Genomic DNA, 26,224 nt, shown 5'->3' with positions numbered 1-26,224 from the left:
ATAACTTTAATATGAAAACGCTGGAAATAGTAATAATATTCCGCTTTGTAACATCTCAATTGAAATTGCTGCTAGAATTAATCCCATAACTCTTGAGATAATTTGCATACCTTGCTCACCTAGTAGACGTCCAAGCCATGGTGCAATGACTAATACAAACCAAATAATTACAGCTAATAATAAACTTAGTAAACTTATAATAACGCCTGACTCTAGGCCTTGAAACTGATGCGCATTAGCAATCATAACAGAGATTGCTCCAGGTCCTGCAATAATTGGAATTGCCATTGGTACAACAGCTACAGATGCCTTTTTAACACATTTTTGTTGTCCTTCTTCAGTATCATGATCATGGGTATGAGAGCTTCCTTTAAGCATTGATAAAGCAATTCTTAAAACAATTAGACCACCGGCGACTTTTAATGAACCCACACCAATTCCAAAAAACTTTAATACTGGCCAGCCAGCCCAAAATGAAACAAGTAAAATGATAAAAACAGCAATTGCACAAATTTTAGCTGTTAAGGCCTGTTCCTTTTTATCTCTATCTGAAATTAAGCCAATATAAATTGCAGCATTACCAATTGGGTTCATAATTACAATCATCGATACAAAAAAACTCAAATACACACTTTATCTCCTTTTTATAAAAGCATACTTATACTACAACATTATTATGAGCCTAACTAAATATGCTTGATCAATTAAGCCAGTTAATTATAGAATGCCTAAACGATTAATCAATTTGGGCATTAACTAACGATATGATCTATTTAATGGCTATTATTGCCTATCTATTAGGCTCAATCAATATGGCTATCTTAATTTGCATGCTATTTCGTCTACCTTCTCCTAGAACCATTGGCTCAGGCAACCCTGGCGCAACCAATGTATTAAGATTAGGTGGTAAATTACCTGCTGCTTTAACCTTGCTAGGTGATGTGCTTAAGGGTTTGATACCAGTTATTATTGCAAAGTATTTGCAACTAACTTTCTTCGAAATAAGCCTAATTGGTCTTTTAAGCATTATTGGACATATCTGGCCTGTATTTTTTAAGTTTAAAGGCGGCAAAGGTGTTGCAACTTTTATAGGTGTTACGTTCGCTTTTTCATGGGTTATCGGTATTTGTTTTGTGATTACCTGGTTAATTATTGCACTTATTAGTCGTTACTCTTCTTTAGCAGCGTTAATTGCTACAATTGAAGTGCCATTTATTGTGTTTTTCCTCTATGGTTTTAAGCCAATGGTTGTGTTTTCAATCATTGCTATTATTATCCTTTTAAAACACCACGGTAATATTAAACGTTTGCTTAAAGGTAGTGAAAGTAAAATTGGTCAAAAAGCAAAATAAATTTTACCTTACATTAACTACTTGAACTTGAAAAACTGACTTGGGTACTATCTAGTAGTTGGCAAGACACTGTACTAGATGTGCTACTACAAGAGATATCACTTGAACTTGTTGGGAATGAAAAACTACCCGTTAAGAGTGTAGATGAGCCTGAGGTTGCAGTATATTGAATATAGAAAGTTGGCACAAAGAAAGTACCACCTGAAAGCGATGCCTGTGTTGCACCTAGGTTTGAATTAACTGCATTTAACTGACTCATTGATAGTTGGTACTCATTTGTTGATGGATTATCAGTCACTGTTTGACAGTTTTCAAAGCTACTATTACAAATTTTTAAATTAAATACAGAAAAATTATTAAAATTTAAAGTCAGCGTTATATCATTCACAAATGTAAATGTAACAGAAGATGTACTACTATCATAAGTATAAGTAGGCGTGTCAGAAGTATAGTCATTTAATGATAGAGTAACTTGCCTATTTGCTGTCGATGGAAACGGTGTTGAATAATTATTTGCGTTATTATAATCATTGGTATTGCTGTTTGAATAACTACTACCAGTTGAATTATCATTTGTTGTATTAGATTTTGCATCTGCTGCATCTTTTTGATCTTTAGGTGCATCTTTATTAGGCGTTGGTGCCTTAGGCTGATTAAGATGTGATTGATTTGCAATTGGCCGCGGTGCTCCGCCAGGGATAAAAATTGAACTTGATTGAGCTTGCATCTCTTGCGGTGTTAGCGTTTTTTTAGGTTGTTGTACTTGTTGTTTATCTTGTGGGGATAGTTGATTAATTTTAGCATTGATCTGATCTAATTCTTTTTGTAGAACATCAATTTTTTTTATCACTGCATTAACTTCTTGGTTACTACTTAAGTCATCAGTTTGATTAGCTTTGGAAGCATTTGCATAGGCAAAGTTACTTACCAATATGATGATACAAAACGTATTTAGTAATATCATTTTAAATTTGCTAAAAAACATCATTCATCTACAACTATCAATTGATTACTTACCACTCATTTTAATCGAAGTATTCATAGATAAAAAGGGATTTTAAATGATTAATTATTGGCAAATTGCATACTTTTTAGATACAATCAGCAACCAAATGATCTTTATTGATCAAATATAAGCCAATTTTAAAATTTCAAATCAAGAGGCACTAAATACAATGACATCTCCTGAACTACTATCACCTGCAGGCTCATTACAATCCATGCGCTTTGCTTTTGCCTATGGCGCTGATGCTGTTTATGCAGGCCAACCACGCTATAGCCTACGTGCAAGAAACAATGAGTTTTCTACCTTAGAAAAACTAAAAGAAGGCATTGATGAAGCACATAGCTTAGGTAAACGTTTTTTATTAGCCAATAATATCGCACCACATAATGCTAAAATTAAAACCTATTTAAATGACTTAGCGCCGGTATTAGAACTTAAACCTGATGCTTTAATTATGTCTGATCCAGGTATGATGATGATGGTAAGAGACGCTTACCCTGATCAAGAAATCCATTTATCTGTTCAAATGAATACTGTCAATTACCAAGCAGTAAAATTTTGGCATAAGACACTTGGTATTAAACGTGTTATTTTATCACGCGAATTATCACTAAAAGAAATTGAAGAGATTAAAACACACTGCCCAGATGTAGAATTAGAAGTCTTTGTACATGGCTCATTATGTATGGCTTACTCTGGACGCTGCTTATTATCAGGTTATATTAAACATAGAGATCCAAATCAAGGCGTTTGCAATAACGCTTGTCGTAATAGCTATCATGTCACAGAAGCAAAAGAAGATGAATGGGGTAATGTTGAAGCAATCAGTCAACCAACCCTTGGTATAGGTGAACCTTCAAGAAAAATTGTACTTTTAGAAAGTGATAAAGACCCAGGCAAACTATCACCTATGTTTGAAGATGAGCATGGTACTTATATCATGAACTCAAAAGATTTACGTGCCATTCATCATATTGAATCTTTAACTAAAGCGGGTGTTGAATGTTTTAAAATTGAAGGACGTACTAAAAGCTTCTTCTACGCAGCAAGAACAGCACAACTTTATCGTAAAGCAATTGATGATGCGGTAAATAACCGCCCATTTGATATGGCTTTAATGGATACATTAGAAGGCTTAGCAAATCGTGGCTATACAGAGGGCTTCTTCAGACGCCATGTCCATGATGAATATCAAAAATATGAAAATTCATCATCAAAAAGTAAATCACAACAGTTTGTTGGTGAGGTAACTGACTATGATCGCCACAATGGTAAAATTGAAGTGAATGTTCGCAATCGTTTTAGTATTGGAGATCGTATTGAATTAATGTTACCGTCAGGTAGTCGTATGATCACACTAGATAATATGCAAGATCAATATGGCGAAACAATGCAAACGGCGAAAGGTAGTGGCTATACTGCTTATATTCATTTAGACGAAGTATTAAGCGAACGTGATGTCTCTTATGCACTATTAGTTCGTCATTTTAATGAAGAACCATTAGAGAATAACACAGCCCAAAGTGTTCAAATTCATACGCCTGTATAAATTTAATCCAATATTTGATCTATTTTTATTATTTTAAACGTTGACGTGAACTACAATCACTGATAGCGTAGTTATTAGCGCTGATTTGAGCGATCAGCTTGCGGGCGCTATATAAATTCGGCTAAAGCGAGTATTTCATCAATTCTCTATAACATCTTTAGTCGATTTTAAATACTTTAAATAATAATAGCCCATAAAAGGGGACTTTAGATGATTGAAATCATGAATCTGACAAAAACTTATACGAGTAAGCTCTTAACTGAGACCGCATTAAAAGGTATCAATCTATCGATTCAAAAAGGCGATATTTTTGGTATTATTGGTAAAAGTGGCGCGGGCAAAAGTACTTTAATTCGTACGCTGAATTTACTTGAAAAGCCTACTTCTGGCCATATTAAGATTAATAATTTGGAAATTACCAATCTTAACAACAGCGACTTACGCCAACTACGTCATCGAATTGGTATGATCTTTCAACATTTTAATCTATTCTCCTCAAGAGATGTTTATAAAAATATTGCCTACCCACTTGAGATTGCGCATAAACATAAAAATAAAATTCACCAACGTGTAACAGAGCTTATTAAGTTAGTTGGCCTAGAAAATCAAACGCATTACTACCCTGAACAATTATCTGGTGGCCAAAAGCAGCGTGTTGCCATCGCACGCGCATTAGCATCTGAACCTGATATTTTACTTTGTGATGAAGCAACGTCAGCTTTAGACCCTGAAACCACACGTCAAATATTAAAGTTATTAAAAAAAATTAATGCTGAATTAAATATTACCATTGTTCTAATTACTCATGAAATGGAAGTCGTCAGAGATATCTGTAATCAAGTTGCAATTATCGATCAAGGCATTATCGCAGAAACTGGTAATGTCATCGATGTATTTATTAATCCACAAACAACTATTGCTAAAGTACTGACTGAAAACACTATGAAATTATCATTGCCTGATGATTTACGGCATAAATTAACGCATACAGATGATGAAACACTAACACCTGTTTTAAAGTTAACTTTTCTTGGCCACAGTGCATCAGAACCAATTATTGCAACATTAACAAAACGCTTTGATGTTATTGCTAATTTAATTCAGGCAAATATTGCACCAGTACAAAATCAAACCATTGGCATTAGTATTTGCCAATTACTTGGCGAGAAAAACAATATCAATAAGGCACTTGAATACATCAAGCAACAACAAATAAAAATTGAGGTTTTAGGCTATGCAAAAGCTGATGCTTTCTGAGGTAATCTTATCTACTTGGCAAACCATATATATGGTGTTTATTTCATCATTATTATCAATCGTTATTGGATTGGCACTGGGTATTTTACTTTTTTTATCTGCAAAAAGTAAAACCTTAAAAGCGCGTTTATTTAATATGACTTTGGGTGTAATTGTTAATGCAACACGCTCTGTACCTTATATCATTTTAATGATTTTATTAATCCCTATTACGGTTTTTATTATCGGCACATCAATTGGTACAAATGCATCGATTGTCTCACTGACAATTGCAGCTATTCCGTTTTATGCACGCATAGCTGAAACTGCAATTTTCAAAGTCGATAGAGGGTTAATTGAAGCTGCTGAATCAATGGGTTCAACACGTTGGCAAATCATTACAAAAGTGCTACTACCAGAAGCAAAAACGCAATTGATTTCTGGTGCTACGTTAACGGTTATCTCATTAATCAGTTATTCAGCAATGGCTGGTGCCGTTGGTGGTGGTGGTCTTGGCACCTTGGCTATACAATATGGTTATCAACGCTTTAACTTAACTGTCATGCTTGAAACTGTCATTATTTTAATTGTTATTGTTCAACTTACACAATCATTTGGAGACTACTTAGCTAGAAGTAAATCTTTAACAAAACTATGGCTTTTAACCTTTATTTTAGCTGTTGGTTGTATCAGTCAGATTACCTATAGTTTAATACCTAAGCATGAAACAGTACTTAAAATAGGCTATTCATCAGGTCCTATGGCACAAGTTATGCAAGCAGCTGAGGTTGTTGCTAAAGATAAATACCATATTAACCTTAAACCTATTGCATTTGATGATTATAACTTACCGAATCGCGCACTTGCTTCAGGAGATATTGATGCTAATGCATTCCAACATATCCCATTTTTAAATGCTGAGATTAAAAACCATGGCTATAAAATTCATTGGATTGCAAAAACTTTTATCTTCCCTATGGGCTTATATTCAACAAAACTTAAATCCATCCACGACATACCAATCGGTGCAAGCGTTGTTATTCCAAATGACCCAACTAATCAAGGCCGCGCATTAATGCTATTAGCAGATGCAGGTTTAATTAAATTAAAAGCAAATGTTAATTGGCAAGCGACATTAAATGACATTATAGATAACCCATATCAACTAAATATTAAAACACTCGATGCCGCTCAAATTCCAAGAGTATTAAATCAAGTTGATCTAGCAGCGATTAATAATGATTTTGTCTCTTTAGCACATTTAACAATTAAAGATGCATTATTTGTTGAACCAAAAAGCTCGCCATTTGCAAATGTTATCGCTATCCGTAATGCTGATAAAAATAACCCAATCTATAAAACATTAATTAAAATCATGCACTCTCAAGCAGTTATCAAAGCTGCAAATAAAGCATTTCCACATGATGCTGCAATTCCTGCCTGGTAAATAATAATTATCTAAAAAATAATGGTTTCAATCTGGGTCAAGCTTAAGTAAACTACATTTTATACTAAAATATGTGTTACACTTGGCAAGACTTAGTTTGATAATTAGGAGAACCTATAATGTCTTTTAAGAAAATTTCATTTTTATCAGTTGCTTTTATGTTAGCAATGGGCAATATTGGCTTTGCTGCTGATGCAGCGACTAGTAGTACAAAAGCAACGACTACTGATAGTAAAACAATTGCATTGATTCAAAAATTAACGCAAAACCAAGCAAAGGTCAGTCAAAGCTTTAATGCAATCGATGGTTACAAAGGCTATGTTATCGAGCCAAAAACAGGTGGCCAAAAACAAATTCTTTTTTCCGATAAAAATGGTAATTTAATTTTAGGAACCATTATTACACCTGAAGGTAAAAATATCTCTGAAGAGTATAATCAAAAATATGTAGTTGCACCAACAGCACAAGCTGCTTTTAAATCAGCTTCAAAAACTAACTATATCACTGAAGGAAGTGATAAAGCCAAGCACAAAATGTATATTATCTTTGATCCAAACTGTGCTTATTGCCACTTATTATATAAAGATCTAAATCAAGCTAAGTTAACTCAAGATGGCACATTACAAATTCGCTGGATTCCAGTTGGGTTTATCAAACAAGATAGTGCTGCTAAGTCAGCTTCTATATTAGCTAGCAAAGATCAAACAAAAGCACTACAAGAAGATGAGTTAAACTTCAATATGCAAATGGAATCAGGTGGTGCTACAGCATTAAAACAAACGACTACTAATCAAAAATTCTTTGATCAAGTCAAAGCAAATAATCAATATGCATTAAGTAATGGTTTTAATGTAACGCCTGTTTTAATTTATAAAACGGATACAGGTGCTTATAGCTACACACCTGGCTATGTTAATAGCGCACAATTTAAACAAATGTTAACTAATGTATCTAACTCATGGCAGTAAACAAGTAAATAATGAAATACCGCCTACAAAAGCTATATGCTTATTTAATTCATGTTTTTACATCACTAGGTGCTGTTCTAGGCGTACTGACTTTATTTGCTATTTCAAAACATCAATATGAATTAGCTTTTTTATATATCGCTATTAGTATTATTGTTGATGCCGTTGATGGCTCTTTAGCACGTATGGTTGATATTAAAGCGCTTGCAAAAATCGATGGTGCACTGTTAGATAATATCATTGATTTTCTTAACTATGCTGTTGTACCAGCTTATTTTATTATGATTGCACAAACCAATGGCTCTGTTCCACACTATTGGAAAATCCCTTGTATGGTTATGATTATAATGGCGGCATGTTATCAATTTACCCAAGTTGATGCGAAAACTGATGATCACTTCTTTAAGGGCTTTCCAAGCTATTGGAATATTGTAATTTTCTATTTGTTCTATTGGCAATTACATCCAATCACTAATGTATTTATTATCGTAATATTAACCATATTTAGTTTTATTCCGATTAAATATATTTATCCATCAAGGATGACGCATTTAAGTAAAAATAAATACCTTGTAACATTAATGTTTATAGCAACAATTATTTGGGGTATTGCAACAATACTATTATTAGTTACTTACCCGAAACAACAGCTTATTTTAAATGGCATTTGTATTGGCTATATTTTGTTATACTTTGCTGTGAGTGTTTATCGAACCTTAAAACCATTAAAGCTTTAGTTAAATTAAGCGAATTTAATACTTGAAAATTATACTAGATTCGATACACTTGAAAAGTCTTTAAGGGCCCATAGCTCAGTTGGTTAGAGCAGCGGACTCATAATCCGTTGGTCGTAGGTTCAAGTCCTACTGGGCCCACCAATATCTTATATCAAGCTATCTTCAGTGAGAGCAAACTATACTCCCCTTGCAACCTAGCATAAGTCTTTTTATAGTAGTTCTTATTATAATGATAAGGATATAAGAAATATGAATGCGGCTGATTTATTTATTAAGGCACTTGAAAATGAAGGTGTGGAACGTATTTATGGTGTTCCAGGAGAGGAAAACTTAGATTTACTTGAATCGTTAAGAAAATCATCGATTGAATTAATCTTAACTCGCCATGAACAAGGCGCTGCATTTATGGCAGCAACTTATGGTAGATTAACCGGTAAATGTGGTGTTTGTTTAGCAACCTTAGGCCCAGGTGCAACGAATCTTGTCACAGGGGCAGCTTACGCACAATTAGGTGGCTTTCCATTATTAATGATTACCGGTCAAAAACCAATTAAGCATAGTAAACAGGGTCAATTCCAAATCGTTGATATTGTTAGCATGATGAAACCATTAACTAAATATGCCAAACAAATTGCAAATATCAATATGATACCTAGTATGGTTCGAGAAGCCTTCCGCCAAGCAGAAGAAGAACGCCCAGGTGCCGTTCACTTAGAACTTCCAGAAGATATCGCAGCAGAAGTTGCTGATGAACATACAACCCCTATCTTTGAAAAATCTTACGTTAAATTCCCTATTGCTAAAGAAAAAGCAATTGATAAAGCTTATGAAATGATTCACAAGGCTAAACACCCATTACTTTTAATTGGTGCTGGAGCAAATCGTAAAGATGTTAGAACAAGTGTCTGTGAATTTGTTAAATCAACCGGTATTTATTTTTTCAATACACAAATGGGTAAAGGCTGTGTTAATGAGCATTTAGATCAGTTTATTGGTACTGCAGCACTTTCAAATGATGATTATATTCATTGTGCAATTGACCGAGCTGATTTGATCATTAATGTTGGCCATGATGTAGTTGAAAAGCCACCATTTTTTATGGAGCATGGCGGTAAACAAGTCATCCATATTAATTATAATACTGCGATGGTTGATAATGTCTATTTTCCTCAATTAGAGATTGTTGGTGATATTATCTCAACAATGAATCGACTAAAAGAAAAATTAGGCACTATACCACATGATCATGGTTACTTTGCACGCATTAAAAAAGAGCTTGATCAACATATTTATGAATATGCACAAGATAAAAGTTTTCCAATGAAGCCACAAAGGCTTGTTAATGATGTAAGACGAGTAATGCCAGATGATGGCGTGATTGCTCTTGATAATGGCGTTTACAAAGTCTGGTTTGCAAGAAATTACTTAGCATCACAACCAAATACCATTCTACTTGATAATGCCTTAGCAACGATGGGTGCTGGCCTACCATCTGCCATGGAAGTTGCAAGAGCTTATCCAAATAAAAAAGTAATGGCAATTTGTGGCGATGGTGGTTTTATGATGAATAGCCAAGAGTTAGAAACTGCCGCACGCCTTAACTTAAATTTAGTCGTCCTAATTTTAAATGACAGCTCTTATGGTATGATCCGTTGGAAACAATATGGTATGAATTATCCAGATTATGGATTAACATTTAATAACCCTGATTTTATCACTTATGCTAAAGCTTATGGTATTAATGGCCATGAAGTAAAAAGTAGCGAAGAATTTGTGCCATTAATAAATAATTGTTTTAACCAAGGTGGTATTCACTTAATCGACTTAAAAGTTGATTATTCCGAAAATACCAAGGTATTGATTGATGAATTAAAAGAAAAGGTTTGTATACTATGAATGATACGAATAAGACAATTGATGTCACTTCACCTTATGATGGCTCACTGATTAAAACAATTCCTATGCACACACAAGCTCAAGCTAGTGAGATGTTAAACTGTGCTTATAGTGGATTTAAAGATCGTAGCCAATGGCTTGAACCCTACCAACGAATTGAAATACTACAAAAGTTAGGTAAATTAGTCGAAGCAGAAAAAGATGACTTTGCTTTATTAATAGCTAAAGAAGGTGGCAAGCCACTAATGGATGCAAAAGTAGAAGTTGCCCGTGCAATCGATGGTATTTATCTTGCAGTTAAAGAATTAGCACATATAACTTCTGGTAAAGAAGTCCCAATGGGGCATACTCAAGCATCGATTAATCGAAATGCCCATTATACTTATGAACCAATTGGAGTTGTTATTGCTGTTAGTGCATTTAATCACCCATTAAACTTAATTATACATCAGGTTGTTCCAGCAATAGCAGTTGGTTGCCCTGTCATTATTAAACCTGCATCTTCAACACCATTAAACTGTTTGCGTTTTATTGAGCTGGTACATCAAGCAGGCCTTAACCCTGACTGGGCACAAGCCTGTATTTGTGATAACCAAACAGCAGAGATGCTTGTTACCAGCGACAAGATTGGCTTTTTTAGTTTTATTGGTTCAGCTAAAGTTGGTTGGTGGCTAAAAAGTAAATTAGCACCAGGGGTACGCTGTGCCCTTGAGCATGGCGGTGTAGCACCAGCAATTGTAGATGAAAATGTTAATCTCGATGAGGTTATTCCGTCTATAACAAAAGGTGGTTTTTATCATGCAGGCCAAGTCTGTGTTTCGACACAGCGCGTCTATGTTCATCAGAATATGATAGATTCTGTTGCTGAAAAACTAACACAATCGGTTAGTAATTTAGTCGTTGGAGACCCAAGTAATGCTAAAACTGAAGTTGGACCACTGATTCAAACTAAAGAAGTTGATCGTGTTGAGCAATGGGTAAATGAAGCAATTGATGCTAGTGCTAAATGCTTAATTGGCGGTAAAAAACGCTCTAGTAGCGTTTATGAGCCAACAATCTTATTAAATCCAGCTAATAATGCGAAAGTTTCTACTTCTGAAGTATTTGGACCAGTTATCTGTCTTTATACTTATCAAGATGTCCACCAAGCCATTGACAGTGCTAATAGCCTCGATGTTGCCTTCCAGGCTGCTGTTTATACCGAATCCTTGCAAATGGCAAATGATTGTATTTCTTTACTCGATGCCACAGCGATTATGGTTAATGACCATACTGCATTTAGAGTAGATTGGATGCCCTTTGCTGGTAGACGCCATTCAGGCTATGGTATCGGCGGTATTGGTTATACAATGCATGATATGGTTCAAATAAAGATGGCTGTTATTAAAAATATTTAATCCCTATTATTGATTTCCATCAATACAAATTTATTAAATGAAAATAATTATATATATTAATAATTTATCTATAAAATTTATTTTATTAGTTGACTAAAAATTAAATTTAAGTTAACCTTCAATAACCAGACATTTTAATATAAAAACATGATAATTAAACTTTATTATTAAATAAAAGTAGGTTGCTATGCTAGATGCCTTATTAAAACCAACACAACACTATGCTAAGATCATCACTAAAATGAATCAAAAGCTTGAAAAATATAATCTTGAATTATTTCAAATTAATCTTCGTTATCATGAGTTAAGTACACAAATTTGGCAAAACTTAAAAACAGCAGAATCTTTTTTTACCTCTGATTTTTTCTATCAAGGTGACGCACGGTTGCCTTATGATGCAATCTGTCGCGGTATTTATTCAGCAAACGCACTCTATGGCACAAACTTTGAAAAAGACTATGCAGAAAAACTTAGAAGCAGTCGCTCTAACCATTTCTTCTGTATTATTGATTACCAAGATAAAAAAATTATTTTCTACTTTAAAGAAAAAATCAATCAAAATAAAAAACGCTTACTATATACAGACTTACCAGCTATCCATGGTATTTTACGCGTATCTGTTAAGTATATTTGTTCACAGTTTGATATTTATCTAAAGAAATTAGATAAATTATTTGTTGATTTAAATGACATCACGCCCACTTATTCAAACACTCCTACCTATACTGAGCGTGATGTTATTGAATTCCATAATGAGCTATTTGAAAAACGCTTGCCTAAACTGCCAAAGCAACAAAGAAAGGTTGCCCATATGGCGCTTTTAGGCGAATCAATTCAAGAAATGGCAATCAAATTAAACGTCTCTGAGCCTACAATTATTTATTATTTAAATATTCTTAAAGATAAATTTGATATTCCTTCAAAACGAGAGCTGGCTAATTTTCTTAAAGATCATCCATTTGTTTTAGAAAATAATTTATTTAGTGAAAGCATTCATATTTCAGAACGCTTAACCATAAAGCATTAATACTATCATAAAAGATCTTACTATTTCTACCTTATAAAATTAGCTATTTTCAAGAATAGCTAATCTATATATTAAATTTAATATAATCAACTGGGTTGCATAGATGTTTATCTATATCTTTTCTAAACATCACTTTCTACTATGCCAAATGATTATGTTTTTCAATCAATAATAAATGCTTTATAAGGAGTATAGATATGGCATCATTGTACGAAGTTATTACAGGAACACTATCTGCTTACATCTCAGAAAAAAATCAACTACAAAAGGATAATGGTTATAAAAGAGCTATCCTATTACAAGATTTAGTCGATTTATTAAAAGATAATGACAATGAGCTTGAACAATTAATTGAGCTTTATACTAAATCAAGCACATTTGAATTAAGTCTTGATAATTTTAAATTTCAAGATATTATTCTTTCTACTCTCAAGTCTAATGAAAATCATGTTTTCTCAAACCCACTGGGTAGTAGAATTAATCACTGTAAAACAAATTATGATAAATCACTTATTATCTTAAAAGAGCTTCAAAAAGGTAAAACATCACCAACTTCACTAAAACCCATTATTAGTAAAACTCTCAATGAATATTATAAACCAAAAAGGAAAAATGCATTTGATTTTGATAATATGAGTGATCTTCCAATGGCCCCCCTTAGCCCTTTTGAACAAATAGAAAATGAAAATACATATGTTTATTATCAAGACTTAGAGTTAGTTGGTAGTGCAATGGTTAAATCCGCTCATGCAGTTGAACGTTATAGATACAATGATGATATTTACTTTGTCAAACTACTTGATGAACAATTAAATCAAGAAGAAAAAGACTATGAAATAGAATGTTATTTAGCAGAAATAGTCTATTGTAAATTCTGGCAATATTTTATTGGCGCAAAAGCTTCTTCTTCAGCTCTCGTTTTAGATTTAGATAATCACGTTATTGGCATATCTTCTAAAGGTCTGAAAGATTTTAAACCATATGCTCAAATTGACCCTCAAAGTGAAACTTACTCTAATTTAATACCACTTTTAATTTTTATGTATTTGCTTGTTGAAAATGATGCACATATTAATAACTATGGAGCTGCCTCTATCTATGATAGGCAGCAAGATACTCTTATTAAGTCTTATGCTAAGATTGACCATGATTACTTGATTAGTCAATGGAATCAAAACAGTCAAGAAGACCTCGCTCAGATGTACCCACTAAAACCATTAGCAGAGATCATTGCTAATGGGTTCGACCCAAAAAATACCTTTATATTACTTAAAGAGCTTTTATCTAATTTACGATTTAGTCCATTAACTGCTAATTCTAGGTTATTACAGTTTGGTCATCAAACAAGAGAAAAATTAACAGGTCAAGAAGCAGCAACCACATCAAAATTAGCAGCAAAAACGTTTGCGCTTACACTAAGTAATTCACAAAATATTGATGATTTTAGGCAATTATGTATAACACTACCTAAACTATTTAATAAAAATAAAGTTCTTAAGCTATCAAAGCAGATGGATTCGATTCTAGATCAATTTCCAGAACAATATCATACTAAGGCCCGTGATATTATTAAATTTATAGGAAATCGAATGCTTGAACTAAATCAACAACTTAAAGCAACTAAACAACAACTTAGAGAGAAGGATGCTATTGAAATTCTTGAGGATTATGAAGAGGATATTAGCTTTATATTTTTAAACCATGAAGGGCCTGAAGAAGAAAAAAAATCATTTTCTATGCAATAAAATCTTTCAAGTTAATTAATAAATTAGCTTTGTTACATCAATACTGCTTCTACATGGCTTTTAACGATTTCCCAACTTACTGGCCCTGTTTCATCAGCATAGTCAATTGGGTCTTTTTTATTTAATTGAATAAATGCCTCTATTCTCTCGACTGATGAGGCCGATTTATAATCACTATAATACTTACCATCAATTAAAATGGGTTTATATGATGTGATGGTCCTTTTTATAATTTCATTAAAATCTAGTTCTAGCTTTTGACAGCTATTTTCTAAATCTTTTAAAATAAAATGCTTATCTGCATCAATATAAGGTGTATAAAATTTCACACACTCAGCATTATAATTGCCTGATAAAAAAGCTTGATAGTCCAGCTCTCTGAAAGCTTCACGGCAATCCGGATAAATTACATGATCACCCGAATGAATGCCCATTGCAATATCACAAGTTGTATCATTTACTTGAGCAATTGATAAGGCTACTGCTTGAATAATTGATGAAAAAATTTTATTGCGATTAGGTACAACCGTTAATTTCATATTACTTTCATGATAATGCCCTTCTGGGACTTCTTTGCCACCTGATACTAAAGTAGAATCAAGTAACTGACTTAAACCATCAAGATGAATCACTTGGTGTTTTACAGCATAACCTTTTTTGATTAAAAATTGGCACAAATCTTGTGCTTTTTCGATCTCTACTTGATGCTTTTGTCCATAATCAAATGAAATAGCAGTTACCTGATAATTATGCGCTAGTAAATGCATTAGAAGTGACGATGAATCCATCCCACCTGATAAGGATAATACTGCAAAGCTCATTATTTTAGTCCTTAAATAAATTGATTTTTTTATTTAATGATTTAAATTTGCCCATATCATACAGAAAAGCTGTACAAAAGGTAGTCTTTTTTTTATGCTAACACGCAAATGAAATATTAATACTTATCTTAAGTTTATTTAAATGCAACAGAAAACTTATCGCACATCAAAACGCTTAAGTGGTTATTCAACTTGTTTTCGCCAATGGAATGCAAGTCATTCACATTGCCGATATCTACATGGTTATGATTTAATTTTTATTCTATATTTTGAGGCTAAAACTTTAGATCAACACCACTGGGTATGGGATTTTGGCTGGCTTAAAAATAAAGAGTACTTAATTGATGATAAGACCGTTAAAGCTTGGTTTGATTATATGTTTGATCATACTGTAATAATTGCTGAAGATGATCCTGAGTTTGATACCTTTAAACTTTTAGCAGAAAAAGACTTAATTCAGTTACGGACCATGAAACATTATTCAACAGAAAAAGTGGCTGAATTTATTCTTGATACGCTACAGCCACTGATTCAAGCATTTAGTAATAACCGAGTTAACTTAACTGAAGTCGAAGTTTGGGAAAATCAAAACAATATGGGATCTTGTACAATTAAATGAGCCAGTTATTAGAGCATTCAACAAACATTGAATCATATATCGATGATTTTAATCAAATACTACCCATTATAGAAATTTACCCCTGCCTCCAAGGTGAAGGCTCGCGTCGTGGTATGCCATCGATTGCAATTCGTACTACAGGTTGTACGCATCGTTGTTACTTTCAAGGTGATAGTTGGTGTGATAGCTGGTATTCAAGTATTCATGCTGAAAAGGGTCAATTGAGTTTTAATGATATCTTAAATACCATAAAACAATATCCACAAATTAAAGAAATCATGTTAACCGGTGGCTCACCTACGATGCATCCAAAATTATTGTGTGCATTAAGTATTATTGCCTATCAACAGAACCTTAAAATTACCTTAGAAACCGAAGGCTCTCACTTTGTTAAAACACCTTATCCCTTGGCTTTAATTAGCCTTAGTCCTAAGTTTTCTAATAGCATCCCAAAACTTAATCAAATAACACCTAAAGGCCATGCTGTTACACAAAAAATGATCGATCAACATAATAAGTATCGACTTAATGATCAAGCCATTAGACAAATGCTTAGCTATCATTGTGATTATCAAATTAAGCCTGTATTTGATGGTGGTGAACAAACCTTAAATGAAATTCTTCAATTTTGCCAACAATTTGATATACCGAATCATAAGGTTTTTTTAATGCCACATGGCCAAAGTCGGGAAATATTGATCAAATCATATCCAAAAACAATGGAAACTTGTCTAAAATATGGTTTTTCATTTACTGGACGTGATCATATTATTGCTTTTGATGATAAACGTTATGTATAAAATAAGCTTAAGACAAATAACTCGCTTTTTATGCAAAAATATATTTACAATTATCTTTTTTATTGATAGCTTGTTTCCACCTTATTAGTGACACACAGACTAATAAGCACTAAATTTGATAGATTTAACTGGGAGTTACCATGACTTTTAAAGCATAAAGCGCACATAACTCAATGATTTGATTACAAATTACATCATTGGGGTGTGCGCTTTAATGACCTTGAGGAAATATAAAAATGACAGATATACTTGCTATCTCAAAAACTGCTGATGACTCAATTCAAACAGATCATTTAGCTTCTGAATTAACTGCTAGTAACGCGATGTATCAAGCAGATCACACTTATGAAAATCAAGATCACTTTATCACCGATAATGGTATTCGTTTTGCTGGCTACCATTTAATTATTGATTTTTGGGGCGCATCACAACTAGATGATTTAAGTCTCATGGAAAGCGCGTTACGTAAAGCAGTTGATACTGCCAAAGCAACCTTATTGCATATTCATCTACACCACTTTAGCCCAAATGGTGGCATCTCTGGTGTGGCTGTATTAGCCGAATCACATATCAGTGTCCACACTTGGCCTGAATTTGGCTTTGCAGCTTTTGATGTGTTTATGTGTGGTGATGCTAAACCACATAAAACCATTGAAATTTTGCGTCAAGCATTTAAGCCTGAAGAAATGAAAATTAATGAATTTAAACGTGGTAGAAAAGGGGCAGCAGCATGAGTCATATAAATAATCAACTTTATAGAGAAACACTTCACAAAGGTTATGCTCAAAGCTTTGAAGTTAAAAATATTTTATTTGAAAATAAAAGTGACTTTCAACATTTGATCATTTTTGAAAATCCATACTTTGGCCGTGTTATGGCACTTGATGGTATTATTCAAACCACTGAAAAGGATGAGTTTATCTATCATGAGATGCTCACACATACACCAATACTTGCCCATGGTAGTGCTGAAAATGTGTTAATTATCGGTGGCGGTGATGGTGGCATATTACGAGAAGTATTAAAACACCCTCAAGTTAAAGCTGTTACATTAGTTGAGATTGACCAACAAGTCATTGAAATGTGTAAACAATATTTCCCTAATCATTCCAATGGTGCATTTGAAGATCCACGCGTTAATATTGTCATTGATGATGGACTTAATTATGTTAATCGTAATAAGGATCAATTTGATGTCATTATTAGTGATTCAACTGATCCAATTGGCCCAGGCGAAGCATTATTTACCAATGATTTTTATCATGGTGTTAAAGAAAGCTTAAAAGATAATGGTATTTTTGTTTGTCAAAATGGTGTTAGCTTTTTTCAATTAGATGAAGTAACCCAAAGCGCTAAAAGACTTAAACCTTTATTTAATGATGTTAGTTTTTACAGTGCTGCTGTACCTACTTATGTTGGTGGCATTATGACTTTTGGCTATGCAAGTAATAATACAAGCTTACGCCAACTGTCACTTGATATAATAACTAATCGCTTTGAGTCAGCTCAATTAAAGTGCCGCTATTATACACCAGCAATTCATATAGCTAGTTTTGCATTACCACAGTATGTACTCGATGCTATTTAACTAGCATAAACAATATAAAAATAAAAAGTAGTTAAATTATATCGTTTAATTTTTAAATAAGGTCTTAATTATGGGTATTGCAACAACATCATTTGAACATTATGGTATTGATCAATGGGCTAGCTCATATTTTACTATCAATCAAAAGGGCGAACTTTGCCTTCAGTTTGGTGAATATTCACATAAACAGATAGCATTAAAGTCTCTCTATCAGCAATTAACTGAGCATAACCCTCATTGTCATTTACCCGTTATTCTACATTTTGATCATATTCTTAAAGATCGTATTAATTATATTAATGACTGCTTTAAACTAGCCAAAGAAAAATACCACTATCAAGGCCATTATCAATTAGCTTATCCAGTTAAATCTAATCCATCTCAACGTATTATTAATACACTCTGCCAACACAGTAATAAACACCAACCACTTGCATTTGAGGTTGGGAGTAAGGCTGAATTACTTGCTGTTATAGGACAAAAACATAGTCATCAAAAAAGAAAAATTATCTGTAATGGTTTTAAAGATCAACAGTACTTAAGCTTATGTCAAATTGCACAAACGATTGGCTTTAATGTCATTGTTATAATCGAACATATTGAAGAGTTTAAACTTATTGAATCTATTTTCTCTAAAGAAGTGAACTTGCCTTTCTCACTTGGAATTCGCTTAAAGCCTCTAAAAATAGACCATCATGCCTTAAAATTTGGTTTGAATTTAGCACAGGTTAATCAGATTAAACAACGCATCTGCCACACTTGGCAAACTCAACTTGTATTATTACATGCACATCATGGATCTCAAATACAAAAGCTTGAAACAGTCATATCTGAAGTACAACGTAGCTTAAGTATTTATAGTCATCTTAAAGCTACTTTTCCTAATTTAAAAACCATTGATTTAGGTGGTGGACTTGCAATTAACTATGATGCAAATTCGTCAAATTCACCTGACTACTCAATTGAAACTTACGCTGAAGCAATTATAAAAACACTACGACAATATTGTGATGAACTATCAATTGATACACCTGATATTATTACCGAATCAGGCCGTGCTATTGTCAGTCACTCAAGCATTATTTTAACTAATCTACATCATACTAGTTTAAATAATGCCATCCATCCTCAACAGATCATCTCTAAGCTTAAGATGATTCAAACCAACAAAAATAAATTATTAGAATTATTTGATAATCAAAAATATGATTTATTATTAAACGAGTTATTTAGTTTATTTTACCAACAAGCCATAAACTTTGATTGTTATGCTGAATTAGAGCAGTTGCTACAATCCTATACTCAAACTAGTCAAAAAGACTGTGGCTGGCTAAATTTATCAATTTTTCAATCACTTACTGATCATTGGGGCATCAATCAAGCATTTCCTATAATGCCGATTGAACATTTAGATGATGCCTGTGATAAACAAGTCATGTTATTTGATATTAGCTGTGATAAAGATGGAATGATTAAACACTATACTCACTCTAATCAACAAGTAAGTAATCGTTATTTGCCTTTATCTAGCGCCTCAATAAATAACAAAACCCCATTGGCTATTTTCTTAACGGCAAGTTACCAAGAAGTTTTAGGCTCTTATCATAACTTAATTGGCCGCTTACCTGTTGTGAGCGTAAAAATAAATCAGATAAATGAACAAGTTGAATTTTTAGCTCTACAAAATGAGTCCAATTATAATATACTGCAACATTTTGGCTATGATTCTGATCAGATGACACTTGAAATTTCAAACCAACTCAATCAGTTAGATAATTTAAATACGCAAACATTAAAACTACAAATCAATCAAATTTTACATAACAACCCTTATCTTACTGAAAATCAAATAGATAACCTAATCACTAATTTAAATATTCTTCCTTCAAATAGCATAGAAAATTATACTTGGAGTAGCAATGATGAAAAATCAGAGACGCTGGCCGGCTGAATGGGAGAGGCATGCTGCAACTTGGATGGCATGGCCGAGTCGAATGTCCATTTGGGATGACTATCAACTGGCCTGTCATGCTTATGCTGATGTTGCCAATGCAATTAGTGAAAGTGAACCTGTTAAGCTTATGATTAATGACTCAAAAGCACATATTCAGTTAGCTAAATTGCACTTATCATCATCTATTGAACTCATTCATATCCCCATCGATGATTCATGGGCTCGAGATACAATGGCATCTTTCGTCTATAAAGATGAATCTATTGATCAAACACTCATTCCAGTTAATTGGCAATTTAATGCTTGGGGGGAGAAATTTAATCCCTATTTTCATGATCAGAATCAAGTTAATTATTTAGCTGATAAACTCCATTGGCAAGTTGAGTCTTGTCAGATGGTTTTAGAAGGTGGCTCTATCCACACTAACGGTAAGGGTGTGCTTTTAACGACCAAAGAATGTTTAATCGATGCCAAGCGAAACCCTAATTTAAATCAACAACAAATAGAAGCCTTATTAGCTAAGCATCTTAATTGTAATACCATTATATGGCTTCCTTTTGGAATTGCTAATGATACAGATACAGATGGTCATATCGATAATGTTGCCTGTTTTATTAATCACAATACCATACTGATACAAAGCTGCCATAATCGCTTAGATGCTAACTATCATCGCCACCAAGCAAATCTTAATTATTTAAAACAGCAACCGTTTAATCTTATCGAATTACCAAAGCCTGAGCCTATAAAATTTAAAGGTGAGTTACTTGCTTTATCATATTTAAACTTTTATATCGCTAACGATCAAATTATCATGCCACTATTTAAACAAAAAAAGCACGATGAAAATGCAAAAGCTATTCTAAAAGAATGCTTTCCTAAGCATCAAATTACTTGTATCGATACCGCTATGACCATTGCTACAGGTGGTGGTGGTATTCACTGTATCACCATGCAACAACCACAAGGAATCATTCAATGCGCTTAATTCATACTGCAGTTATTCAGTTTTCAATAACGAATTCGTATCAAGATAATATTGAAAAAGCTCAAAAACTAATTATTAAAGCAGCAAATAATCATGCTCAACTAATTATTTTGCCGGAGTTATTCCAACATCCGTATTTTTGCAAACGCCAAGATCCTAAATATTTTCAATTAGCAGAAGAAGTTAATTCATCTAAAACATTGAGCTTCTTTCAACAACTAGCAAAAACATATAAGCTTGTTTTACCAATTAGTTTTTTTGAAAAACAAGCAAATAATTTTTATAACTCACTGGCTATGATTGATGCAACTGGTGATATTTTAGGTATTTACCGTAAATCACATATCCCGGATGGTATTGGTTATCAAGAAAAGTTTTATTTTTCACCTGGACAGTCTGGCTTTAAAGTATTTGATACCACTTATGGTCGTATTGGCTGTGGTATTTGTTGGGATCAATGGTTTCCAGAAGCAGCAAGAGCCATGGCCTTAGCAGGTGCAGAAATTTTATGTTATCCAACAGCAATTGGCTCAGAGCCACATTTACCAGAATATGATTCAAAAGATCATTGGCAAACTGCCATGCTTGGTCATGCAGCATGCAATATGATGCCAGTTTTAGCTTCTAATCGCTATGGCATTGAATCTGATGAAGATATTCAAACAACTTTTTATGGATCATCATTTATTTCTAACCATACTGGTGAAAAAATCATAGAAGCAAATCGTTATGATGATGCAATTTTATATCATCAATTTGATTTAGATCAAATTGCTCAAGCACGCTATAGCTGGGGATTATTTCGCGATCGACGCCCTGATTTATATAATCAACTTGTTGCAAAGGCTTAGATCTGCTTAAATAGAAGGTAATAAGCTTAAATAAAAAATTTAAAAGATTATAAAAATCAATAAAATAAATTTTATCTGCTGATATAAAAAATGAAACAAAGCATCTAAAATTGGCAATTTTTAGATGATTATGCGAAAATACTGTTATGAAAAATGGCTAAATCTTTTAAATTATGGTATACATTCGCAGGCAGATTAAAAAATAGAAACGATTTAGACAATTAACAATTAAGGAGCAAGGCCATGCTGACTGAAGCAAAGCTCTTAGCAATGAAAGAAGACGACTATATGAATGACGAACAATTAGCGTTTTTCCGTCATTTGTTAGAGGAAAATAAGCAAGAACTCGTGCAAAGCATTGAAGAAGCGAAAAAAAATCTGTCTGAAGCAGAGCATAATATTGATTTAAATAATGTTGCAACTCAGCAAGAAATGCAGCAGTTATATTTACGAACTGTCGAACGTCAAGGTAAACTATTACGTAAAGTTGAATCAGCAATTAAGCGTACTGAAAGTGGTGATTATGGTTATTGTGAAGTGACAGGAGAACCCATTGGTTTACGTCGTCTGCTTGCTCGCCCTACAGCAACTATGTCGATTCAAGCCAAAGAAATTCAAGAACACCATGAAAAAACTGAAGGTACATCCTAATATAGCTTGAGCGATTATGAATCAACATGCTGAAAATAAATCTTTTTTAGTTTTTGGTGCAGGCTCTTGGGGCACTGCACTGGCAATACATCTAGCGTCACTTAAACATCAAGTGATACTTTATTCAAATAGTCAAGCTCAAGTACAAACTATGCAATCAAAACGCATAAATGCTGACTATTTACCTGATCATCCTTTTCCGAGCACCTTAAGTGTTACAGATGACTTTAAGGCGTATATTGCACAAACTAAGCACATTCTTATTGCAGTACCTAGTAGTGCTTTTAAGTCTGTCTTAACGCAATTAATTCCTTTTTTATCTCGCCAACATACACTTTTGTGGGCTACTAAAGGCCTATGTTCAAAAGAGCATAAATTACTCTCTGAAGTCGCCAATGACTTATTACCGTCATTTATACCCTATGGGGCAATCACAGGACCAAGTTTTGCCAAAGAAGTAGCCGAACAGTTACCCACAGCAATTCTTGTTGCCTCAAACGATATGGCCTTTGCACAACAAATGCAATCACTATGGACTGGCAATTATTTCCGTGTTTATACTTCAGATGATTTAATCGGTGCTCAAGTTGGTGGTGCAGTTAAAAATGTCTTAGCCATTGCTGTTGGTATCTCTGATGGATTAGGTTTTGGTAGTAATGCAAAAGCTGCGTTAATTACTCGCGGATTGGCTGAAATGACACGCTTCGGACTAAAACTAGGAGCAGAGAAAGAAACCTTATCCGGACTTGCTTGTATGGGTGATTTAGTACTAACTTGTACTGATAATCAATCTCGTAACCGTCGTTTTGGACTATTATTAGGCCAAGGTGAATCAAAAGATAAAGCCATCAATCAAATTGGCCAAGTCGTTGAAGGTTATGAAACGACTGAACATATTTATCACTTGGCAAAAAAATTAGGCATCGATATGCCAATTGTTAATCAAGCCTATGCTGTCTTATACCAAGATAAAAAGCCGCTCAATGCTGTCAAATCATTGATGGATCGAGAGTTAAAAATGGAAAGTTAAATAAGTAACGCAACTTAAGATTTTTATTTAAAAAGCCTAAATGACTTTTAAGCGCTACCAGTACTCCAAATGCCGAAAAAGCTTAGTACGACCTGTGCATTTAATCCACAAGCTCCTGCAACTATATACATAATAGTTGAGGATATTTCTGCACTACCACCTTGTCCTTCACCTAATTTAATTAGTCCAACCATACCGCGAATCACAGCTATAGCACCTATAACGATTAAGCAAGTATAAGTTAAAGATTGCATTGCGACTTCAGTAGTCGTTTGTGAGTCTGCCGTTGATTCTATATATTGTTGGATAGGATTAGCATCAAAACTATAATTACTAAATAATGTATAGCTTAGCATTTCGAAAAATCCCGTATATGATAAAAGGCCAACACCCGATAAAAGATAGAAAAACGTTGCCAGTGGCGAATGATAGCGAAACATTTGTTGCTGTCTACCATGCTTTTGTAAGCGATAAAAACCAATGATTACTAATATAAATCCTACCAAAGTACCAAATGTAGTAACTAGTGTATAAAAGCCCCAATCAGAATCACCAATTTGACAGATCACATAGTGGGCATATGTTGTAAATGAAGCATCATCTGGTAATTGAGTTAGACACCCTGAGCTGCTCATATCTTTTGCATTCCCCTAATTATTGTTGTTGTTCTAAAGCACTATGTATTTACTTCTATATCATAGAATATGCTGTTTTAATCTCTAATTATTTTTAATCAGATTCGACTAATATAATACAAAAATATGAAGCATGTCTACTTATTTTTGTATTATATTAACTAACTTGCTTATTTATAACTCAAATTTAAATACCACCTTTGATTATCTTGTATCAAACTTTTATTTTTGATAGTCTGCCTGAATGTAAATTCATGTAGTAAATGGCATTGTAAAAAGGATCGATCAAATATCTACTTTATCGTTTTTATTAGCGATTATTTCTGGCAATTATTATTATCTCATCAACTGTTGTTGCTTATCTAAATTTTGAATGGCAAAAGAAAAATAGCTTGGCAATTGTCATTAATCTATTCTCTCTAGTTTTAATGATCTTATCTATTAGCATGATTGGCTATTCAGCACTTTAAATCATCAACTAGTAGTCGCATCATGATATGCAATTTCTGATTAAACTGTGGATAAAATTCAGCTATTTTTTTAAAACCTACTTTTTCATAAACATGTATAGCTTTTGAATTAGCGGCTTCTGGATCAATTAAAAATATATCTGCATCGACATAGTCATTGAGAATAAATGTTTTAATCATCTTATCTGCTAAGCCTTTATTTAAAAACGCAGCCTCTCCAATTAATAAATCTAGTGTATAAATTTTCTTACCAGTCTCATGCCACTTATTATAGTCATCATCACAATCATAAGGGCCAGTAACAGGTGAAGTCATTAAAAATCCAAATGGCTGATTACCATAATAAGCAATCCAATGATCAAATGAATAATGCCCATTATCATTAGTGCCTTGACAGTATAATTGAAGATTATTCAGCGTATTTTCTAAACCTTCACCATAGTAAAATGCTTTGACATGATCCTTACTAAACCACTCTAAAATGATTGCTTTATGTTTATTTAGTACTTTTTCAAACTGTATATTAACATCCGGCATGAATAAAGCCCAATTAGCCAATTAATGTTATCATCAAATTTCTATGATAGCTGCCATAGCGATGTTCATATAGATTTATTCCTTGCCAACGGCCTAATGCCAAATGATTATCAATAATTGGAATCGTAAGCTCACTTTGCGTTAACATCGTGCGTATATGTGCTGACATATCATCTTTACCTTCAGCTGTATGTAAAAAGCGACTATCTCCATCAACGACTAACTCTGATAAATAGGTTTCAATATCCACTTTAACATCATCATCATAATTTTCACATAGGGTTAAAGAACAGCTAGTATGCTGACAAAAGATGTGACATAAACCAGCTGATATATTAGCACTGATAACTAATGAATTAATACTACTTGTAATATCATAAATTCCACGACCTGAAGTGTTAATTTCTAATTGTTTTTGCATAGACATAATTAAGCTTCCAAGAACGAAATACTATACTCACTCAAGCATCATTCAGTTTAATTGTAATTTTCTTTGTTTGATCTTTGGATAATTTCACCCCTGCTGCACTAAATGATGGTGGCCCCATAAAGCCTGTTGCATTATTACTAAAACCATATTGCTCAATCGGCCTTCCAAATTTTCGATCTAACTTACCATCATCATTAGAATCATGGAAGGCGATAACTGCATATTCCCCTGTTGGTAGATTTTTGAAAGTTGTTGATGCAGCATCCCCTGTAATTGGTTTAATTTTCTTAGCTGTATATTTTTCTCCTGCATGCGGAAAGCTTTGCGGATTATTAAATAAACCTATAATAATTTGCCCTTTTGTACTATTGATATTCGTTACATCAACCGTTAAATTTGCAGCAAATAGGGATAATGGCAAAATACTTAATATGATACAAATTACTCTATTTCTATACATACTGTCCTCTTTTTTTAGATAATCTAATAT

The 26,224-nt window shown here is 33.4% G+C and carries 26 protein-coding genes, 1 tRNA gene and 1 riboswitch; of the genes, 20 read left to right on the top strand and 7 right to left on the bottom strand.

Features of this window, described 5'->3' with window-relative positions:
- Positions 1-6: 6 nt before the first annotated feature.
- Positions 7-630 carry an NAAT family transporter gene (locus KFE69_01225; protein ID UTW42798.1) on the bottom strand — a complete coding sequence of 208 codons (624 nt, stop codon included), beginning with the start codon at positions 628-630 and terminating at the stop codon, positions 7-9.
- A 134-nt stretch (positions 631-764) separates the two neighbouring features.
- Between KFE69_01225 and plsY the strand changes: the two genes are divergently transcribed.
- Positions 765-1,352: a glycerol-3-phosphate 1-O-acyltransferase PlsY gene (plsY, locus tag KFE69_01220; protein UTW42797.1), complete on the top strand. Its 588-nt coding sequence runs from the start codon at positions 765-767 to the stop codon at positions 1,350-1,352.
- A gap of 13 nt (positions 1,353-1,365) precedes the next feature.
- On the opposite strand, the gene KFE69_01215 is transcribed toward plsY, so the two are convergent.
- The gene (locus KFE69_01215; GenBank protein UTW42796.1) at positions 1,366-2,316 is read right to left on the bottom strand and encodes a hypothetical protein; all 951 of its coding nucleotides are present in this window, start codon (positions 2,314-2,316) and stop codon (positions 1,366-1,368) included.
- Between the two features lie 211 nt (positions 2,317-2,527).
- Here KFE69_01215 and yegQ point away from each other — a divergent pair, with 211 nt between their 5' ends.
- From yegQ to KFE69_01165, 10 genes are all read left to right on the top strand, one after another.
- Complete coding sequence (gene yegQ, locus KFE69_01210) at positions 2,528-3,907, top strand: tRNA 5-hydroxyuridine modification protein YegQ (GenBank protein ID UTW42795.1); 1,380 nt, start codon at positions 2,528-2,530, stop codon at positions 3,905-3,907.
- Positions 3,908-3,974: 67 nt separating this feature from the next.
- A riboswitch (SAM riboswitch) is annotated at positions 3,975-4,049 on the top strand.
- 68 nt (positions 4,050-4,117) lie between these two features.
- Complete coding sequence (locus tag KFE69_01205) at positions 4,118-5,164, top strand: ATP-binding cassette domain-containing protein (protein UTW42794.1); 1,047 nt, start codon at positions 4,118-4,120, stop codon at positions 5,162-5,164.
- Positions 5,142-6,590 carry a MetQ/NlpA family lipoprotein gene (locus KFE69_01200; GenBank protein ID UTW42793.1) on the top strand — a complete coding sequence of 483 codons (1,449 nt, stop codon included), beginning with the start codon at positions 5,142-5,144 and terminating at the stop codon, positions 6,588-6,590. The genes KFE69_01205 and KFE69_01200 overlap by 23 nt, the downstream gene beginning before the upstream one ends.
- A gap of 119 nt (positions 6,591-6,709) precedes the next feature.
- Entirely contained in the window at positions 6,710-7,558 is an 849-nt protein-coding gene (dsbG, locus tag KFE69_01195; protein ID UTW42792.1) for a thiol:disulfide interchange protein DsbG, read from the top strand.
- A gap of 11 nt (positions 7,559-7,569) precedes the next feature.
- Entirely contained in the window at positions 7,570-8,295 is a 726-nt protein-coding gene (locus KFE69_01190; protein UTW42791.1) for a CDP-alcohol phosphatidyltransferase family protein, read from the top strand.
- 64 nt (positions 8,296-8,359) lie between these two features.
- Positions 8,360-8,436, top strand: a tRNA-Ile gene (locus KFE69_01185).
- Between the two features lie 108 nt (positions 8,437-8,544).
- On the top strand, positions 8,545-10,191 hold the full coding sequence (locus tag KFE69_01180) for an acetolactate synthase large subunit (protein UTW42790.1): 1,647 nt from the start codon (positions 8,545-8,547) through the stop codon (positions 10,189-10,191).
- Positions 10,188-11,588: an aldehyde dehydrogenase family protein gene (locus KFE69_01175; protein ID UTW42789.1), complete on the top strand. Its 1,401-nt coding sequence runs from the start codon at positions 10,188-10,190 to the stop codon at positions 11,586-11,588. Before KFE69_01180 ends, KFE69_01175 begins: the two co-directional genes overlap by 4 nt.
- A 187-nt stretch (positions 11,589-11,775) precedes the next feature.
- Complete coding sequence (locus KFE69_01170) at positions 11,776-12,615, top strand: hypothetical protein (protein ID UTW42788.1); 840 nt, start codon at positions 11,776-11,778, stop codon at positions 12,613-12,615.
- Positions 12,616-12,812: 197 nt separating this feature from the next.
- Positions 12,813-14,360: a hypothetical protein gene (locus KFE69_01165; GenBank protein ID UTW42787.1), complete on the top strand. Its 1,548-nt coding sequence runs from the start codon at positions 12,813-12,815 to the stop codon at positions 14,358-14,360.
- Positions 14,361-14,392: 32 nt separating this feature from the next.
- Here the strand turns inward: KFE69_01165 and KFE69_01160 are convergent, their stop codons facing one another.
- Positions 14,393-15,181, bottom strand: a complete 789-nt coding sequence (locus tag KFE69_01160) for a 7-cyano-7-deazaguanine synthase (protein UTW42786.1) — start codon at positions 15,179-15,181, stop codon at positions 14,393-14,395.
- A 142-nt stretch (positions 15,182-15,323) separates the two neighbouring features.
- Here KFE69_01160 and KFE69_01155 point away from each other — a divergent pair, with 142 nt between their 5' ends.
- From KFE69_01155 to KFE69_01115, 9 genes are all read left to right on the top strand, one after another.
- The gene (locus KFE69_01155; GenBank protein ID UTW42785.1) at positions 15,324-15,800 is read left to right on the top strand and encodes a 6-carboxytetrahydropterin synthase; all 477 of its coding nucleotides are present in this window, start codon (positions 15,324-15,326) and stop codon (positions 15,798-15,800) included.
- On the top strand, positions 15,797-16,600 hold the full coding sequence (locus KFE69_01150; protein ID UTW42784.1) for a 7-carboxy-7-deazaguanine synthase QueE: 804 nt from the start codon (positions 15,797-15,799) through the stop codon (positions 16,598-16,600). The genes KFE69_01155 and KFE69_01150 overlap by 4 nt, the downstream gene beginning before the upstream one ends.
- Before the next feature lie 323 nt (positions 16,601-16,923).
- On the top strand, positions 16,924-17,334 hold the full coding sequence (gene speD / locus KFE69_01145) for an adenosylmethionine decarboxylase (protein UTW43937.1): 411 nt from the start codon (positions 16,924-16,926) through the stop codon (positions 17,332-17,334).
- Positions 17,331-18,188, top strand: coding sequence for a polyamine aminopropyltransferase (gene speE, locus KFE69_01140; GenBank protein UTW42783.1), 858 nt, complete (start codon positions 17,331-17,333; stop codon positions 18,186-18,188). Before speD ends, speE begins: the two co-directional genes overlap by 4 nt.
- 70 nt (positions 18,189-18,258) lie before the next feature.
- Positions 18,259-20,139, top strand: coding sequence for a biosynthetic arginine decarboxylase (gene speA / locus KFE69_01135; GenBank protein UTW42782.1), 1,881 nt, complete (start codon positions 18,259-18,261; stop codon positions 20,137-20,139).
- A complete protein-coding gene (locus KFE69_01130) occupies positions 20,111-21,130 on the top strand; it encodes an agmatine deiminase family protein (GenBank protein UTW43936.1) in 1,020 nt (339 codons plus the stop codon). Before speA ends, KFE69_01130 begins: the two co-directional genes overlap by 29 nt.
- Positions 21,121-21,981 (top strand): N-carbamoylputrescine amidase, encoded by an 861-nt coding sequence (gene aguB / locus KFE69_01125; protein ID UTW42781.1) that lies wholly within the window; start codon positions 21,121-21,123, stop codon positions 21,979-21,981. Before KFE69_01130 ends, aguB begins: the two co-directional genes overlap by 10 nt.
- A gap of 243 nt (positions 21,982-22,224) precedes the next feature.
- Positions 22,225-22,632, top strand: coding sequence for a TraR/DksA C4-type zinc finger protein (locus KFE69_01120; GenBank protein UTW42780.1), 408 nt, complete (start codon positions 22,225-22,227; stop codon positions 22,630-22,632).
- A 16-nt stretch (positions 22,633-22,648) separates the two neighbouring features.
- Entirely contained in the window at positions 22,649-23,662 is a 1,014-nt protein-coding gene (locus KFE69_01115; protein ID UTW42779.1) for an NAD(P)-dependent glycerol-3-phosphate dehydrogenase, read from the top strand.
- Between the two features lie 47 nt (positions 23,663-23,709).
- Here KFE69_01115 and KFE69_01110 read toward each other — a convergent pair whose 3' ends face one another.
- From KFE69_01110 to KFE69_01095, 4 genes are all read right to left on the bottom strand, one after another.
- Positions 23,710-24,297, bottom strand: a complete 588-nt coding sequence (locus KFE69_01110; protein UTW42778.1) for a hypothetical protein — start codon at positions 24,295-24,297, stop codon at positions 23,710-23,712.
- Between the two features lie 458 nt (positions 24,298-24,755).
- On the bottom strand, positions 24,756-25,304 hold the full coding sequence (locus KFE69_01105) for a GNAT family N-acetyltransferase (GenBank protein UTW42777.1): 549 nt from the start codon (positions 25,302-25,304) through the stop codon (positions 24,756-24,758).
- A gap of 13 nt (positions 25,305-25,317) precedes the next feature.
- Positions 25,318-25,731: a secondary thiamine-phosphate synthase enzyme YjbQ gene (locus tag KFE69_01100; GenBank protein UTW42776.1), complete on the bottom strand. Its 414-nt coding sequence runs from the start codon at positions 25,729-25,731 to the stop codon at positions 25,318-25,320.
- A 34-nt stretch (positions 25,732-25,765) separates the two neighbouring features.
- A complete protein-coding gene (locus KFE69_01095; protein UTW42775.1) occupies positions 25,766-26,194 on the bottom strand; it encodes a DUF2141 domain-containing protein in 429 nt (142 codons plus the stop codon).
- Positions 26,195-26,224: the final 30 nt, after the last annotated feature.

The organism is bacterium SCSIO 12844, assembly GCA_024397935.1.
Classification (GTDB): Bacteria; Pseudomonadota; Gammaproteobacteria; order Francisellales; family Francisellaceae; genus M0027.
Note: the sequence above shows the minus strand (reverse complement) of the source record. Positions and strands in the feature narration are given on the sequence as shown.

Coding starts and splice junctions, on each gene's coding strand:
- aguB (UTW42781.1), top strand. CDS start 21,121: ATGCGCTTAATTCATACTGCAGTTATTCAGTTTTCAATAACGAATTCG.
- KFE69_01170 (UTW42788.1), top strand. CDS start 11,776: ATGCTAGATGCCTTATTAAAACCAACACAACACTATGCTAAGATCATC.
- KFE69_01110 (UTW42778.1), bottom strand. CDS start 24,297: ATGAGCAGCTCAGGGTGTCTAACTCAATTACCAGATGATGCTTCATTT.
- KFE69_01150 (UTW42784.1), top strand. CDS start 15,797: ATGAGCCAGTTATTAGAGCATTCAACAAACATTGAATCATATATCGAT.
- KFE69_01100 (UTW42776.1), bottom strand. CDS start 25,731: ATGTCTATGCAAAAACAATTAGAAATTAACACTTCAGGTCGTGGAATT.
- KFE69_01205 (UTW42794.1), top strand. CDS start 4,118: ATGATTGAAATCATGAATCTGACAAAAACTTATACGAGTAAGCTCTTA.
- speE (UTW42783.1), top strand. CDS start 17,331: ATGAGTCATATAAATAATCAACTTTATAGAGAAACACTTCACAAAGGT.
- KFE69_01175 (UTW42789.1), top strand. CDS start 10,188: ATGAATGATACGAATAAGACAATTGATGTCACTTCACCTTATGATGGC.
- plsY (UTW42797.1), top strand. CDS start 765: ATGATCTATTTAATGGCTATTATTGCCTATCTATTAGGCTCAATCAAT.
- KFE69_01115 (UTW42779.1), top strand. CDS start 22,649: ATGAATCAACATGCTGAAAATAAATCTTTTTTAGTTTTTGGTGCAGGC.
- KFE69_01105 (UTW42777.1), bottom strand. CDS start 25,304: ATGCCGGATGTTAATATACAGTTTGAAAAAGTACTAAATAAACATAAA.
- speD (UTW43937.1), top strand. CDS start 16,924: ATGTATCAAGCAGATCACACTTATGAAAATCAAGATCACTTTATCACC.
- KFE69_01215 (UTW42796.1), bottom strand. CDS start 2,316: ATGATATTACTAAATACGTTTTGTATCATCATATTGGTAAGTAACTTT.
- KFE69_01130 (UTW43936.1), top strand. CDS start 20,111: ATGAAAAATCAGAGACGCTGGCCGGCTGAATGGGAGAGGCATGCTGCA.
- dsbG (UTW42792.1), top strand. CDS start 6,710: ATGTCTTTTAAGAAAATTTCATTTTTATCAGTTGCTTTTATGTTAGCA.
- KFE69_01095 (UTW42775.1), bottom strand. CDS start 26,194: ATGTATAGAAATAGAGTAATTTGTATCATATTAAGTATTTTGCCATTA.
- KFE69_01120 (UTW42780.1), top strand. CDS start 22,225: ATGCTGACTGAAGCAAAGCTCTTAGCAATGAAAGAAGACGACTATATG.
- yegQ (UTW42795.1), top strand. CDS start 2,528: ATGACATCTCCTGAACTACTATCACCTGCAGGCTCATTACAATCCATG.
- KFE69_01160 (UTW42786.1), bottom strand. CDS start 15,181: ATGAGCTTTGCAGTATTATCCTTATCAGGTGGGATGGATTCATCGTCA.
- KFE69_01165 (UTW42787.1), top strand. CDS start 12,813: ATGGCATCATTGTACGAAGTTATTACAGGAACACTATCTGCTTACATC.
- KFE69_01200 (UTW42793.1), top strand. CDS start 5,142: ATGCAAAAGCTGATGCTTTCTGAGGTAATCTTATCTACTTGGCAAACC.
- KFE69_01190 (UTW42791.1), top strand. CDS start 7,570: ATGAAATACCGCCTACAAAAGCTATATGCTTATTTAATTCATGTTTTT.
- KFE69_01180 (UTW42790.1), top strand. CDS start 8,545: ATGAATGCGGCTGATTTATTTATTAAGGCACTTGAAAATGAAGGTGTG.
- KFE69_01155 (UTW42785.1), top strand. CDS start 15,324: ATGCAACAGAAAACTTATCGCACATCAAAACGCTTAAGTGGTTATTCA.
- speA (UTW42782.1), top strand. CDS start 18,259: ATGGGTATTGCAACAACATCATTTGAACATTATGGTATTGATCAATGG.